Here is a 14,038-nt window from a genome sequence, read left to right as displayed (position 1 = left end):
GCACAGGTCGCGCCTGGTGCCCGACTGAGGTAGATCTGCACTTAGATCTGCTGAATTTACAGGGGGTCCCAGCTTCTTTCGCTACTCGACGTACTTACTGGCGTTTTCACACAGCCTGGACCCATTGTGGAGGATCCATACCTGGGGTTAGTGCAGTGTTCGGATGTGTTCGCCATGAAATATTCAGCGCCTATGAGATCGAGCGCCGCCCGCGCGGCGCATCGCGAGCTGCGCTCGCTCCTACGTTTGTTTCGGGCCAGTAACGCCTGTGCCAGTCGCGCGACCGTCTTGTTGGTGCGACGCAATATCGCGTCATGCGCCAAAGCCGTCGCGCGCAAGCCTCACAGGAATAACTGGCCCGAAATAGACGTAGGAGCGAGCGCAGCTCGCGATGCGCCGCGCGGGCGGCGCTCGATCTCATAGGCGCAGACGATGTCACGGTGAACCTCCGCCGCCCCTTCGGCGACGAAATGAGGGCAGGTTACAAGGCCAGCATTCTTCCCTGGCTTAACAAATTTCCGTATTGTTATGAAAGTGAGATTCATTTTCATATGCCACCGTCTCAGGTATTGAGCAATGCCCTCCGTTGACCCCTTGCAGCATCAGGCCGTTCAGTCCCTGTACGCCGAACACCACCCCTGGTTGTGCGCCTGGCTGCGCAAGCGGTTGGGGTGTTTTGATCATGCGCAGGATCTGGCGCAGGACACGTTCATTCGCGTGTTGCTGCAGCGCAAGGCACCGGAATTGCGGGAGCCGCGGGCGTATCTGAGCAGCGTGGCGCGCAGCCTGATGATCGACAGGTTTCGGCGCCGGGCCTTGGAGCAGGCCTATCTGGAGACGTTGGCAGCGCGGCCCGAGGCGCTGGACGTTTCGCCAGAAGCGCGTCTTCTGATCATTGAAACGCTGCTGGAAATCGACCGTATGCTCGACGGGCTCGGGGCACGCACGCGAGAGATTTTTCTGTTGGCGCAGCTCGATGGCTTGAGTTACGTGGAGATCGGTAGGCAGTTGAATGTCTCGGTCAATACGGTCAAGAAGCACGCTGTGCGGGCGCTGACCCATTGTTTGCTGGCGGCCGAGGCGTAGGGCATGGCGCTGGATCACGCGACCCTTGAGGCGGCGGCGCGCTGGTACGTGGAGTTGCGCTGCGATGAGTCGGACGAGTCCACTCACGAGGCCCACCGGCGTTGGCTGAATGCCGACCCTTGCCATCGTCAGGCATGGGACCGGCTTGCGCGTTTGCAGGAGCGCTTCGAGCGGGTCGACCCTGGCCTTGCGCGACCGATGTTGCGCAGCGCGCGGGTCAAGCGGCGCGAGGTGCTGAAGGTGCTCTCGGTGCTGGTGGCGGCAGGTGGAACCGGCGCGGTGTCGTGGCGCATGACGCCACTGCCATCGCTGATGGCCGATGCGCACACCGCCAAGGGCGAACACCGGCGCTTGCAGCTGGACGATGGCAGCCAGTTGCACTTGAACACGGCCACGGCGGTGAACATTCGCTACAGCCCAACGCTTCGCGAACTGCAGTTGCTGCGTGGGGAAATTCTCGTGGAAACCGCGCGCGATGCGCAGGCGCGGCCCTTTGTCGTGCACACGCCGCAGGGTAGCATTCGGGCGCTGGGCACGCGTTTTGTGGTGTGCAGTGGCGATGAGCAGACGAGGGTCTGCGTGCTGCAACATGCGGTCGAAGTGCGCCCGGCGAACCAGCTGTCGGCGGTGCGGGTGGACGCGGGGCACCAGGTGCTGTTTGGCCAGCGCGAAGTGGGTGCGGTGCAACCGGCCAATCAGCAGGTCGATGCCTGGACCCGCGGCATGCTGGTGGTCGACGACTGGCGCCTTCAGGACATGATCGGCGAGTTGCAGCGCTACCGGCCAGGCTATCTCGGCTGTGCGCAGGCGGTGGCGAACCTGCGTATTTCCGGCGCCTTCCACTTGGCCGATATCGATGCCTTGCTGGACAACCTGTCTTCGACCTTGCCGGTACGCATTCGCCATTTCACCCCGTACTGGACCCGCGTGGAGCCCGTGTGAGGGGGCATCGGAAAATATTTTTGGCCTGGGTGTTGTCGATTTGAATTCTCGTGCGACTTGGTAACAGAGGCGCGATTTGACGCCATCACTGACTGCCAAGGGGCGAAGGGAAAACGTATGTCTGCACGCAAGCCAACCATCAACAGACCTGACAGCTTGAGGCGCGCAGTGCGCCATGGGGTCATGAGCATCGCGCTGGGCGCGCCCGTGGTGGCGCTGACCCTCGCGCCATCTGCCTGGGCCCAGGCTGCTGCCGACATGCGCTTCGACATTCCTGCAGGTTCGGTGGGCGCGGCGCTGGAGCAGTTTTCTGCGGTGTCGGGGGTGAACATTTCCTACGACCCACAGGCTGCACAAGGCCAGCGCTCGCCAGGCCTGCATGGCCGTTATGCGGTAGACGCAGGCCTGCGTCAGTTGCTGGCCGGCAGCAAGCTGCAAGCGGTGTTGCTGGGCAACGGTAGCTACTCGCTGGTGCCGCTGGCAGACGCTGCAGTGCAGCTGAGCCCGACCAATGTGTCGGGGAAAACCGTCGAGTCGGCGGCGGGGCCTGCCGAGGGCTACGTCGCCACCCGCAGCAGCTCGGGCAGCAAGACCGACACGCCGATCATCGAGACGCCCCAGTCGATTTCCGTGATTACCCGCCAGCAGATGCAGGCCCAGGGCGCGCAGACCGTGACCGATGCGCTGCGCTACGTGCCAGGCGTGAAGGTCGAGGCCTACGGCCTGGACCCCAAAGGCTTCGACTGGCTGTACCTGCGCGGCTTCAACGGCCAGGCCAGCAGCGACTACCTCAACGGCCTGCGTCAGCAGAACAACAGCTACGCGTTCTTCCGCAGCGAGCCTTACGCGTTCGATCGAATTGACGTGGTGCGTGGCCCTTCGTCGACCCTGTTCGGCCAGGGTGATGCGGGCGGCATCGTCAACCGGGTCAGTAAAAAGCCTGAGGCCGATCACGTCAATGAAGTGCAATTGAGTGGCGGGAACCACAACCGTCTGCAGGGGCAGTTCGATGTGGGCGGCGCGTTGAGCGACGACCAGAGCCTGCTGTATCGCGTGGTGGGTTTGGCTCGCGATGCCGACACCCAAGTGGACTATGCAGACGGCCACGAGCTGCAGGACAACCGCCTGTACATCGCGCCGTCACTGACCTGGTCGCCGGACGAAGACACCAGCCTGACGATCCTCACGGACTTCTTGCGTGACCACAACGGCGGCTCGCTGTTTGCCTACAGCACGCCGAGTGGCCACACCACCAACATCCTGATGGGCGACCACAGCTTCAACCATTTCGATCAGGACCAGTACACCCTGGGCTACGAGTTCCGCCACCGCTTCAACGACACGTGGGAGTTTCGCCAGAACGCACGCTACGGCCAGGTCGACCTGATTTTCCAGAATCTTTTGCCAGCCGCCGTCAACCTCGACACCGGCAATGTCACCCGCATCGCCGACCGCTTCGATCAGCACATGGACACCTTCAACCTGGACAACCAGTTGCAGGCCGACTTCAGCACCGGGCCGCTGACCCACAAGCTGCTGATGGGCGTCGACTACACCTGGCAGGATGCCGACGTCACCCGCTGGCGCACCCGGGCGCCGACGCTGAACATCTACAACCCGCAGTACGGCATGAGCATCGCGCGCCCTTCGGCGGCCAACAGCCTGAGTTCGATCGACTACAACCAGACCATCCAGCAGGTGGGTGGTTATCTGCAGGACCAGATCAAGTTTGACGATCACTGGATTCTCACGGCGGGCGGCCGTTATGACTACGTGCGCAACGATCTCGACAATCACGTCGGCGCGTCGACCAATCAAAAGGACAACGCCTTCACCGGCAGGTTGGGCCTGACTTATCTGACCGACTTTGGCCTGGCGCCTTACGTCAGCTACGCCGAGTCGTTCAACCCCAACACCGGCACCGACCGCAGCGGCAGCGCCTTCGAGCCGAGCAAGGCCCATCAATGGGAAGTCGGCGTGAAGTACCAGCCGAGCGACGCGATCCTGATGACCCTGGCGGCCTACGACCTGACCAAGACCAATGTCACCACGAACGAGATCGTGAACGGCGTGACGACGGGCTTCTCGGTGGCCTCTGGTGAGCAGCAGTCGCGGGGTATCGAGGCGGAAATCAAGGCGCGTCTGGACCAGAACTGGGACCTGCTGGCCTCGTACACCTACACCTACACCCACGCCGAAATCACCAAGAGCAACAACGGCGACGAGGGCAAGCGTCCGGCCAACGTGCCCAAGCACATGGCCTCGGCCTGGCTCAACTACACCTTCCACGACAGCCCGCTCAACGGCCTGAGCCTGGGTGCCGGCGTGCGTTACACCGGCGTGCTGTACGGCGACAACGCCAACACCTACCACATCGACAACTACACGCTGTTCGATGCCGGTGCCAGCTACCCGCTGAACAACAACGTGACCCTCTCGGTGAACGCGCAGAACCTGCTGGACACAAAGTACGTCGCCACCTGTGACGACTCCTACGAGTGCTACCCGGGCATGCGGCGTACGTTGCTGACCAGTGTGAAATATTCCTGGTAAAGCCTCCTGGCCTGCTGAGGCGAGCGCTCGTCTCGGCAGGTACTCGCGGAGCGATTGACGGGCAAGAGGCGGGGACGGAATCCCAGAAACCAAAAAGCCCGCAGTTAGCGGGCTTTAGGGGTGTTTCTTAGCCGTCGTTGGACGTCTATGTACAGCAGATGGTGCCCGAGGGAGACTCGAATCACAGTAATTTGACCAGTAAAATCAGAGATATTGTAGTTTTGATAAATTTCCTACTCACATTCCTACTCACATTTAGAGCTATGGTTTCACTCCCTTGAAGCGCTTGCGTCGGTGTCGGGGCGCTTAGGTGCTTTTTCTAAATGGACACCAACCGTCGTTTGGCCCGACAGCACGCGAGCTAAGCCCTCCTGCAAGTTGACTTGTGACTGAGCAAAATCAGGATCCGATGGAAACTCCGTAACTCTCATGCTTACTGGTTGATCTCCCGACAGTACCTTCAGTGCGAGCTGTCTAAGCTGGTGCTGTTCGCTTTCCATATCAGCAAGACCCTTCGGAATGTATGCCCCATTGCGGAGCAAGATCCGGTCATAACGTAAGCCCAGGTCTGCTGCCATTGCTCCCAACAAGGCGGTCAAATTCTCGTCCTGCTTCTCGCTCCAGCGTCCGAGTGTGTGCTCGTTGAATGTCGAATTTAGGTGATCGAGGTGATCTCTCCACGCTTCAAGGACCTCAGTTTCAGTTGAGCTTCGGCTTCGGGCTCCTCCCGCAAAAGCTAGATCAATCATGTTGAGAGCCTCCACATGCATGGGCGATAGACGAGTCGCTCTGGTGGACATGAGGATTGAAAATATACGCATCTTCTGGTCGCGCTGGCTCTGCCTGCGCTCCAAGTACTTTTGGGTCTGAACCGCGAGAATTGGGCCTACAAGGGCGGCAAACACGGTTCCCACACCTATCCAAAAAGCTGGTTCCATTTTCTAGTCTCCCTGGTATTGAAAGGGCATTTTGCCACCTCTAGCGCGCCTCGTCGCTGCTCGTACTGCTTGCCAGTGGGAGAGGTGAAAGGGGAGGGGAGGAACCAATTTTTGGAAGCCTCATAATCCTTTGGTCCACGGTTCGAGTCCGTGTGGGCCCACCAATAAATTCAGAGGCTTACGACAGAAATCGTAAGCCTTTTTCGTTTCCGCTACGTAATTTTCCCCGTTCGTTCCCCATTTCTGCTTTTTCGCTCGTCAGATGAATCTCCTGTCCTTCCCCGCGATAGGGCACGGGCCGACCATCTGACAGGCATGTCAGCCTCTAGCCTTCCTTTGCCAGCTGAGCTAATGTCCGTGTGCCATCACATAAATACACTAGCTGTCAGAATACAAAGAAAGGATTCATATGCACTCGTTCTCCGCTTACACCCTCAAAGTCCATGATAAGTTGATCGCGGCGCCCCGCGGCGAGCAATATCACGATTTGAGCAGTATTCGTACACATGACATGCTGGACTTCGTTAAAGCATTTCTAGATACCTTAAAATCCGAAATGCATGACGATAGCGAAGCCAAGAAAACTTACCAGGTCACTCAAGTAACTAAGAAGGGACGACATGTCTACGGGTGGATCGAGTACGGCGAGTATGGATTGGCGGGCACTATTGTTAACAGAAAGAGCAAGCGTAAGACATACGACAAGGCTCATGACGATAGCGATGTAACACCGCTCTATTTTAATTTCTGCATCCCAGAAAAAAGCAAGACCGGAATTGCATTGCTACATACTGCTGGCGGTCGCGGGGTTAAAACTTTCTTTTATAAAGAGTTTTCTGCCTACTTTAAAAACTCAGTAGGCCTAAATTTCCAAATGCCACCTTTGGCTCATGAAAAGTCAGTCAAAACCTGGCTTGAAAATTCTGAGGTTAAAGAAATTAGACTAGGTCGCTACGCACTCACCGATAAAAGTGCGGACATTGCAAACAAGATTGGTGTCGAGCGAGCTGAGCTAGTTCTAAAACCACAGCGCGGTAGAAATTTCGCAAGTATGATTAGCTTGCAAACAAAACAACCAGATGACGATCAATCAGTTGTTGAAATAATGTCCAGCTTCGCCAGCGACATCAAGGCCGTAGTAGAGTCTGGGGGCCGAAAGAAGGTCCTTTCTCTTAGAAACAGCGAACCCATTTCCGCGATCGAAATTGATGAAACGAACGTTACGATGAACGACGGCACGCCTGAGGTGACCAGCCTTCACACCTACGCGCAGGACCTGATTAATGAGTTCATAAAGCAGGTTTCTAAATGAGCAGCAAGATAAACATTCTTTTCATAGTCCGAAAACATTTTGGTATTGCATTTCGGAATTCAGACTCAGGAAAACTCTCGATACCGGATATCCTGGTTTTCATCGGACTTCCGATCGCCATAGCCGTACTGGTTAGCTATTCCAAAATAGCTGACAAGTCCGGAGCCATCAGCTTACTAACGTCAGTTTGCGCGATCTTCGCTGGCCTGCTGTTGAACCTGCTGGTTCTTGTCTACGATCAGAACAAACGAGTAATTGAAAGGCTTGAGCGCCTAAAAGAGAGAAATGCGGGAAAAATTAAGCCAGCTAAAAATCTAGCGGAGCTTAAAGAGCAGACTCTAGCTGTAGATCCGCTCGTCGTTCGATACGACACTCACAAAAGCGTACTTGGAGAGGTAACCGTCAATATTTCTTTCTCGATAGTTATGTCCGTCATTGCGGCGGTAGTATGCATCATCGCCTCCCTACTCCCGTCGCAAGTGACCGCACCACCACAAGAGGAAGTCTGGACATTAAAGACAATAGTTGAATCTATTAACTATCAGAACTTGCTATTTGCGGTAGCGGTATTTTTTACATCCAACCTTGTTTTGACATTACTAATGATAGTTAAACGCGTCATTAAGTTAATGGAAGACGATCAGTAGGGGGTCCTCAAAACTGAGGACACCCCGTACACCCAGATACGGGTTGTTTACAAGTGACTTCGGCTCACATCAAGCCTTGTCCTGCGCCACGATTGAGGCCGAGATAATCGCCCCGCCCCAGCGGCGATGGCCGATGCAGATCGGTACGGGTAGGCCGCTGGCCGTAGTGTTCTTGGCACTCCCAAAGGCGTAACTCGGCATGTTTTCAGGTGATCCGCTTTGGGTCAGCCCGGTAGCTTGAGGGCTTAGCATCTGAATCACACCGCCAGCGAACAGCGCGATACCTGGGTCGTAGGTGGCGCCTCCGGTGAACGGTCCAGCAATGAGCAACGCGATTCCAACGATCGTCTGCAGCAGACCAGCACGTTTGCTGCCAGTCACTACCGGCACGAACCAAAGCTCTTTCGCACCGCCCAGGTCAAGCTCACCGGCGCCAATGTTCTTGCCGTTTTTGAATACCGCGAAACGAATTCCTCGGCTCTCTGCATCAGCCAAATCCCGAGCGAAACCTGGGTTGTTAACATCCAGCGCCCTAATGGCTTCTTTAGAGTCACGGCGCCCCAGCAAGAAGTTGTGGTGTTTTCCGTACTTCTGCCCCAGGAAGCCATACAGCCGGATCTTGGTTCTCGGCGCGTAATCAATCGCGGTTGCAGCCATCACACTGCCTCCTGTGGCATCGGCAGATGAATGCCCAAGCGTCGGGCAAGCATTTCCCGGCATTGCAGCGCCTCGATACGGATCGAGGCCTCTCGGGCCGGATCAGGGTTCCAATTGGGTGCATAGCTCGCCACGGAAGCGCGGGCGCCGCGCAACGTGCCACGGAGCAGGTCGGCGGAAATTCGCGCTTCCTCCTCTGTGAAGAACACACCATCGAGTTTCACTCTCTGGCCGGACTGGATGTGGTCGACTTCCCAAAGCAGATAGCAGGGACCGCCTTTGTCCAGGGTGAAGGCGGCAACGTCGCAAGCTCGGGCGAAACGCTCTTGAAAGGTGGGTGGGGCTGGTTGAAGAGTCATCACTGGGCGTCTCCAGACGTTAACTTGTGGGGGTTAAAGCGTTAACTTTTCGGTGTTAATGGTGTTAACCCTGTTAACGTCTGCCAGTGGGCGCCTTCGGCTTCTATGCCCCTATTTCTGTGCCTTTCAGCCCCATGCACATTTGGCATGCTGTTGACGTTGGATTAACATTTTTTGTTAAAGGGGGAAAAAATCTGTGCGTGGGGTCGGAGGCGGTCTAGGTCAGCGAACCTTCCAGACTTTCGACCCGCCCCCTCAGTAGTCCGGCGCTTTGTACGGCGGCGCCGACCGGATCTGCTCCAGCGCTTCTGCTGCGCTCAGGCCGCTGGCCAACAGTCGATCGACCTCTTTGCTCAACCGCTCACGCTCCTCCATCTGGCGCAGCAGGGCGCGGCTGTGGGCGATCTGGTTGAGGGCTCGTTGAATTGGCTTGGGTAGATGGGTATGGCTCATGGTCTTCTCCGGTATGAATGAAAAGGCCCGCGAGTGCGGGCCAGTGCCGGATCACCCAACAAAGGAAAGAAGGGCTCTGGCTGCTGCGGTTATGGGTTACGTGGCACTCACAGCTAACCCACGCTTGCGCTTACGGAGTCGGCGCACCGGTCAGCGTCACCAGGCGGGTGGCGGTAGGAGCGAACACCGCCAGGCCGGCGCGCAGCTCTGCCAAGATGGTCACCATGTTGCGGCGGAAGTTGTCGCCGTCGTGGCGGCTGGCCTCCACGGTCACTTCCTGACGGTCCAGCAACGCGGCCACGCTGGTATCGAGGATCAACGCCTCGCCCTGCGGCATACCGTTGGTGACGACAACAGGGGTGCCCCACAGGCTGGGCGGCGCTGGATCGCGTGGAGTACCAATCACATACTGGCCGTCGCCATCCTCGGCGCGCTCGCTCTCGATGGCGAACCAGTCACGCGGGTTCATCACGATGACGTTCGGGTTCCAGCCTTCGGCCTTGAGGTCAGTGAGGGCTGCGCCGATGCGGTCAGCTGGCTTGCCGGTGGTGATGCCAGCAGCGGTTGCCTGCTTCTTGAACCCGAGGATTTCACCTGGTCCACCGTCGCCGTTGATGAGCTCGGTTTCTAACTTCTGGCGAACCCCCACGCTCATCAGCGTGTTGATCTGCCCCTCAAGCTGGTCATTGTCCTGCAGCACCTGGAGGCTCGCCGGAATCCAGGTAGCGATGGTGGCGATCTCAGCCCGCTCCATCTTGGTGGGCATCGACCCTTCGGCCTTCTCCTCGCCCTCTTCCTTCTGGTAGGCCGCGCCGTTGATGTAGCCGTCCAGGCGAACGAACTCGTAGGTAGCGCTGGTCACCGGTACGATCGGCAGCACATCCAGCAAGCTCAGTCGCGGCTGCGGGATGCCACGAATGCCGGCGCCATCGCGCTGCGGGGCAGTTGGGTAGCTGGTTGAGCCAGTGACACCCTTGTTGGGGTTGGTGATCGCAGCGCGGACACCGACTTTGCAGTTGATCTGGCCAGTGGATTTCGCCCCACCCCGAAAGCCAGTGACGCCTTCAGCGGCCACTACTTGAGTAGTCACAGCGTTGGAGTCGGCTGAGTCGTCGTTGACGCCTCGGAGGGCGCTGACATTCACCATCTTCTGCTCCACCTCAAGGAGGCGGGCGCTGAACTCAGTATGTTTCTCCATGATCTGCGCGCCGACGCCCTTGATGGACTGTTCCAGCTTGGTCATGTCTTCTTTGTACGGGTCTGTCATAGGGTTCTCCGGTGTGTCGAATTGATGCCGTCTACCCTATGCGCGCACGCACACCCCGGTCAGCGGTTAACTTCGGCGTCCTTAGTCGGTATCCGTCGCAAAGCGCACTATGTCGGCTATTTTGTAGAACCGCCGATTGCCCCGGCGCACGAATGGCAGCGGTGAGCGACCCTCGGCGGCCAGGCGGCGCAGGTAGCTGGGGGCATATCCCAGCAGGTCTGCCGTGGCCGGCTCGGGCACAAGACCTCCAATCAATGGCGTAATGCCGGCCTGGGCCAGCCGCTGGGTAACGTCCTGTTCAACGTCCACCATGATTTACATGCTCCTCTGTGATGCATCCGGGATTTCGCTAGTGGCCGCGTTATCCGTGGCCTGTGGCGGATTCTGTGAAAATGCGTATCTCGGGCATGTCTCGCCCGTGAGCGTGCTCAACCCAAGCCCGTCTAAGTGGTCGTGCCAGCGTTCCAGGGCTTGGCGCTTGAGGGCTTCGGCAGTGGTGTGGATGTAGGTCGCGTCCATGTTGCGCAGGGCGTGGTTCACCAACATCTCGCCTACCAGGTAATCCACGCCCAGGTCCATCCAGCAGGTGCGGGCAACCTTGCGCACGTCGTGGCTGGTCCACTGGCGGCAGCTCAGGTCGGCAAACACCTGGCTGGCTGCGGTGGCGCCCAGTGGCCCGCGCCGGCTGGCCGGAAACAGGTAGGCACCTTGGTAGCCCTGGGCGGCTTGCTGGGCCTGATAGCGGCTCAGCAGTGCACAGGCCTGGCGGGTCAGCGGCAAGGTGTGGTTCTGCTTGGTCTTGGTGTCGTCGGCGGGGATGAACCACTGGCCGGCCTGCAGATCGACGTTGCGCCACAGTGCGCTGCGCGTCTCACCCAGGCGGGTGCCGTGGCACAGCATCATCAGCGCCAGCAGGGCGTCACCAGGCCGCGCCTCGCGCCAGGTCGCCAGCTTGGCCAGCAGATCGGGCAAGTCTCGCTCCCGCAGCCGTGATGACTTCGGCTTGATCCGCACTCCGACGAAATCCCCGAAGCGCAGCGAGCCCATGGGGTTCTGCTCGATCATCCCGAGCCGGTGCGCCTTGCGCATGGCCACCGCCAGCACATTGAACACCAGGCGCACGAACGACAGGGCGTAGTGCTCCTGCAGTGGCCACATCAGGCGTTGATCGAGCGTGGCTTTGCTCACCTCGGCCAGCGGCAGGTCATGCAGCCGTGGCGCCAGGTGGCAGGTGATGGCCGACTTTGCCCCGGCCTTGCGCTTGGCCGACAGGTTGCGATCACGCAGCATGCGATCCAGGTACCAGTCCAGCAGCTCACCGGTACGGCTCCAGGTACTGGTCAGCGAGGTGGCCTCGGCGTCTGCGGCGCGGCGCCCCAGGATGGCCGGCAGCGCTGTGAGCATGGCCTTGGTGGTCAGGCTGGGAAAGTCGCCGGCCTTGCCCCACTTCCCCCTGACAACAACGTGCCAGGCGCCCCGGGTACGGTCGACGGTGGAATAGCGGAAGCGCAGTTCGGGGTAACGCAGGTCGCGCAACTGGCGCACCGGCTGGCCGGCCTGCTTGCGAATCTCCGTGTCACTGAGGGTGACGTGTTTGGTCGTCATGCATGCTCCTCGATGTGAGGGTGTCGTTTCTTGGAAAGAAGCCAGATGATCCGAGTCGGACCAAATGAGCCGGTTCGGATCAGGGCGCCACTGTGTAGAAAGCAACACACCGTGGCGTTTCCTACACAGTGGCGAACGTGGTCGGGCCATTCGATAAGGTGGGAAAATCCCACGTTTTGCCAAAGCGGGAATTCCCGCCCACCTCGGCGAGCGCTCGCCGATTGCTCGTCTAGGTACCCACTGAGCCTCGTCACGGCCCCACCTCCGCACCTGGCCAGCGCACACGAACGTCAGCCAGGGCCTCGTCGCGGGTGATCGGCTCGCTGATCATGGTGAACGGCCGGCACCCTGGCACCAGCACCGTCCAGTTGCAGCGGCGCTCCAGGCCGTCGTTCGCAGCCAGTTCGGCCAGCAGCGCCAACCGGTTAGCTTTGACGTATTTCCGCACATCGTCGGTCAGCTTCGAGGCGGGGGAGATCCGTACCCGCATACCTTGCTTCTTGGCGGAAAATCCTCGCTCCAGCAGGTAGTCGAGCGCGGCCATTACAGGTCCTCCGCGTCATCATCCGGCGATGGAAGCGACGCGACACCCGGAAGCGGATCTTCCTGCTGATTCTCGCACTCGTGCCCATTTTCCTTGCTCGTGCCCACGCTAGAGGATGGGCACGAGTAGGATTCTGAGGGCACGAGTGGTTGAAAGGGCGCGAATGAGCCACCCGCTTGAGGCAATGACCAGAACGACTTCACATCCTTTTTGTTGCCGGTTCTAGCGGTGACAACAGACAGCTTTTCCCTCGCTCGGCGAATCTGCTTCTCGGTGTAGCCATTGCGCCTCATCAGGGTTTTTGCTTCATTACTTTCGAGCGGGTTGTCCTTTAAGATCCGATATAGGCAGTCGCTGGGATCATCCAGGTCTTGTGCCTCCTCATCACAGGATGCCTCCGCTTCTCCGAGGATCTCCCGGGCACTACCTTCGATGGCTGCGCCCCACACCACGCGAGTGGCTTCGATCCCATCTCCGATGTCGCATGGCTCGATGGTGTAGGAGACGCCTCCCTCGTCAGCGCCGATGTTCGACTTCGCTCGCGCCAGCACGCGTTGGTCGGAGTCCTCCTGCTTGGCAGCCACCAGTACCGTGCGCGCCAGCGCCGAGAACGCTTGCGAGCCAATAACTCGATCAGCAGGCGTCGAGCCAGCGCCACCCTTGGCGAAGTGGGAAATTCCCACCACGGCGCAAAGGTTCTGCTCGGCGAAGTCCACCACGCCTTGCAGCGCCCGGCGCACGTCATTGGCCTTATGCATGTCACCCTTCACTGCGCTGACGATGGGGTCGAGCATCAGAAGCGATACGCCGCCAATCTCGCTGGCCGTTTCACGCAAACGGACAATGTCGTTGGCTGGGTCGAATGGATCGGCGTCGCCCCTTGCGTTCGTGAGCCCCTGGATGATGTAGACCCGGCTCATGTCAGCGCCAGCAGCGGTCAAGCGGGGGATCAGCGTATCGGCTGGATCATCCTCGCTCGACCAGATGAGTGCATTGCCCGGCTCGGTGCAGCGGCTGCCATCCGGCCAGCGCCCCCCAGTGGTGATGGTGGCGATCAGGCCGATCAGCAGCGTGGTTTTCCCTGTGCCGCCAGCGCCGGCGAGGATGTGCAGTTTTCCTTTGGCCAACCAGCCAGGCCACAGCCAGCGGATGGGAACGGCCTTGATTGTCGACGCCTTAACCGCATTGACGCGCCATAGGGGCGTTACGTTTTCACGATTGATGGGGCTAAGAGGCTCGGTCCATTCTTGTGCAAAGCGATCTGTAGTCATTTGACCCCCAGGCGCAGCTTGGCGAGGTTGAAGCGCGCCAGGTCGTCACCCTCCAACTTCCCTTGTCGCTGGAGAGGGTGGCCGAGTCGATAAACCATGCGCTCATGTTCAATTGCCGCCTTACTTGGCCCGCGCCGCGGTTGGTTATCGCCGGGAAACAAGTCTCGCAAATCCAGACCAATTGCCGAGACAATCTCTTTTGTTGTGCAGCCCGCCCAGCATTTGAGCAAGACGACACCGTCCGAAGTTTCGCTAATTGCCAAACTGGGGTGCTTGTCATTGTGTGCGGGGCAGCAGGCTTTCCACTTGTCGGCGCCAGCAGACTTAACTTTTTCTAATCGGTTAAGCACTTTATCCAGGCAAGCCGATCCCATCGGCGCATGTGCACCGTTTTCGATGTTCAT

The 14,038-nt window shown here is 59.0% G+C and carries 15 protein-coding genes; 5 read left to right on the top strand and 10 right to left on the bottom strand.

Going from position 1 to position 14,038, the window contains the following annotated elements:
• Nucleotides 1–576 precede the first annotated feature (576 nt).
• The 3 genes from F3J44_RS20940 (at nucleotide 577) to F3J44_RS20930 (ending at nucleotide 4,581) form a co-directional block, all read left to right on the top strand.
• Nucleotides 577–1,086: a sigma-70 family RNA polymerase sigma factor gene (locus tag F3J44_RS20940; protein WP_167275565.1), complete on the top strand. Its 510-nt coding sequence runs from the start codon at nucleotides 577–579 to the stop codon at nucleotides 1,084–1,086.
• A 3-nt stretch (nucleotides 1,087–1,089) separates the two neighbouring features.
• Nucleotides 1,090–2,028, top strand: coding sequence for a FecR domain-containing protein (locus tag F3J44_RS20935; protein WP_167275563.1), 939 nt, complete (start codon nucleotides 1,090–1,092; stop codon nucleotides 2,026–2,028).
• A gap of 117 nt (nucleotides 2,029–2,145) precedes the next feature.
• Nucleotides 2,146–4,581 carry a TonB-dependent siderophore receptor gene (locus tag F3J44_RS20930; RefSeq protein WP_167275560.1) on the top strand — a complete coding sequence of 812 codons (2,436 nt, stop codon included), beginning with the start codon at nucleotides 2,146–2,148 and terminating at the stop codon, nucleotides 4,579–4,581.
• Between the two features lie 269 nt (nucleotides 4,582–4,850).
• On the opposite strand, the gene F3J44_RS20925 is transcribed toward F3J44_RS20930, so the two are convergent.
• Nucleotides 4,851–5,519: a DUF6680 family protein gene (locus F3J44_RS20925; protein ID WP_167275557.1), complete on the bottom strand. Its 669-nt coding sequence runs from the start codon at nucleotides 5,517–5,519 to the stop codon at nucleotides 4,851–4,853.
• 409 nt (nucleotides 5,520–5,928) lie between these two features.
• Here F3J44_RS20925 and F3J44_RS20920 point away from each other — a divergent pair, with 409 nt between their 5' ends.
• Together F3J44_RS20920 and F3J44_RS20915 are read left to right on the top strand one after the other, a co-directional pair.
• On the top strand, nucleotides 5,929–6,831 hold the full coding sequence (locus tag F3J44_RS20920; RefSeq protein WP_167275554.1) for a hypothetical protein: 903 nt from the start codon (nucleotides 5,929–5,931) through the stop codon (nucleotides 6,829–6,831).
• Complete coding sequence (locus tag F3J44_RS20915) at nucleotides 6,828–7,478, top strand: hypothetical protein (RefSeq protein WP_167275552.1); 651 nt, start codon at nucleotides 6,828–6,830, stop codon at nucleotides 7,476–7,478. Before F3J44_RS20920 ends, F3J44_RS20915 begins: the two co-directional genes overlap by 4 nt.
• A 69-nt stretch (nucleotides 7,479–7,547) precedes the next feature.
• Here F3J44_RS20915 and F3J44_RS20910 read toward each other — a convergent pair whose 3' ends face one another.
• The 9 genes from F3J44_RS20910 to F3J44_RS20870 form a co-directional block, all read right to left on the bottom strand.
• Nucleotides 7,548–8,135, bottom strand: a complete 588-nt coding sequence (locus tag F3J44_RS20910; RefSeq protein ID WP_167275549.1) for a tail assembly protein — start codon at nucleotides 8,133–8,135, stop codon at nucleotides 7,548–7,550.
• Entirely contained in the window at nucleotides 8,135–8,494 is a 360-nt protein-coding gene (locus F3J44_RS20905) for a hypothetical protein (protein WP_167275547.1), read from the bottom strand. The genes F3J44_RS20910 and F3J44_RS20905 overlap by 1 nt, the downstream gene beginning before the upstream one ends.
• A gap of 255 nt (nucleotides 8,495–8,749) precedes the next feature.
• A complete protein-coding gene (locus F3J44_RS20900; protein ID WP_167275544.1) occupies nucleotides 8,750–8,947 on the bottom strand; it encodes a hypothetical protein in 198 nt (65 codons plus the stop codon).
• A gap of 130 nt (nucleotides 8,948–9,077) precedes the next feature.
• Complete coding sequence (locus F3J44_RS20895; protein ID WP_167275543.1) at nucleotides 9,078–10,214, bottom strand: phage major capsid protein; 1,137 nt, start codon at nucleotides 10,212–10,214, stop codon at nucleotides 9,078–9,080.
• Nucleotides 10,215–10,295: 81 nt separating this feature from the next.
• Entirely contained in the window at nucleotides 10,296–10,526 is a 231-nt protein-coding gene (locus F3J44_RS20890) for a hypothetical protein (RefSeq protein WP_205300022.1), read from the bottom strand.
• Nucleotides 10,527–10,529: 3 nt separating this feature from the next.
• Entirely contained in the window at nucleotides 10,530–11,819 is a 1,290-nt protein-coding gene (locus F3J44_RS20885) for a tyrosine-type recombinase/integrase (RefSeq protein ID WP_167275540.1), read from the bottom strand.
• 250 nt (nucleotides 11,820–12,069) lie between these two features.
• Complete coding sequence (locus F3J44_RS20880; RefSeq protein ID WP_047594653.1) at nucleotides 12,070–12,363, bottom strand: hypothetical protein; 294 nt, start codon at nucleotides 12,361–12,363, stop codon at nucleotides 12,070–12,072.
• Nucleotides 12,363–13,634, bottom strand: a complete 1,272-nt coding sequence (locus F3J44_RS20875; protein ID WP_167275538.1) for an AAA family ATPase — start codon at nucleotides 13,632–13,634, stop codon at nucleotides 12,363–12,365. The genes F3J44_RS20880 and F3J44_RS20875 overlap by 1 nt, the downstream gene beginning before the upstream one ends.
• Nucleotides 13,631–14,038, bottom strand: a complete 408-nt coding sequence (locus tag F3J44_RS20870) for a virulence-associated protein E (RefSeq protein ID WP_167275535.1) — start codon at nucleotides 14,036–14,038, stop codon at nucleotides 13,631–13,633. Before F3J44_RS20870 ends, F3J44_RS20875 begins: the two co-directional genes overlap by 4 nt.

The sequence above is a fragment of the Pantoea sp. Tr-811 genome (genome assembly GCF_011752535.1).
Taxonomy (GTDB): Bacteria; Pseudomonadota; Gammaproteobacteria; order Pseudomonadales; family Pseudomonadaceae; genus Aquipseudomonas.
Note: the sequence above shows the minus strand (reverse complement) of the source record. Positions and strands in the feature narration are given on the sequence as shown.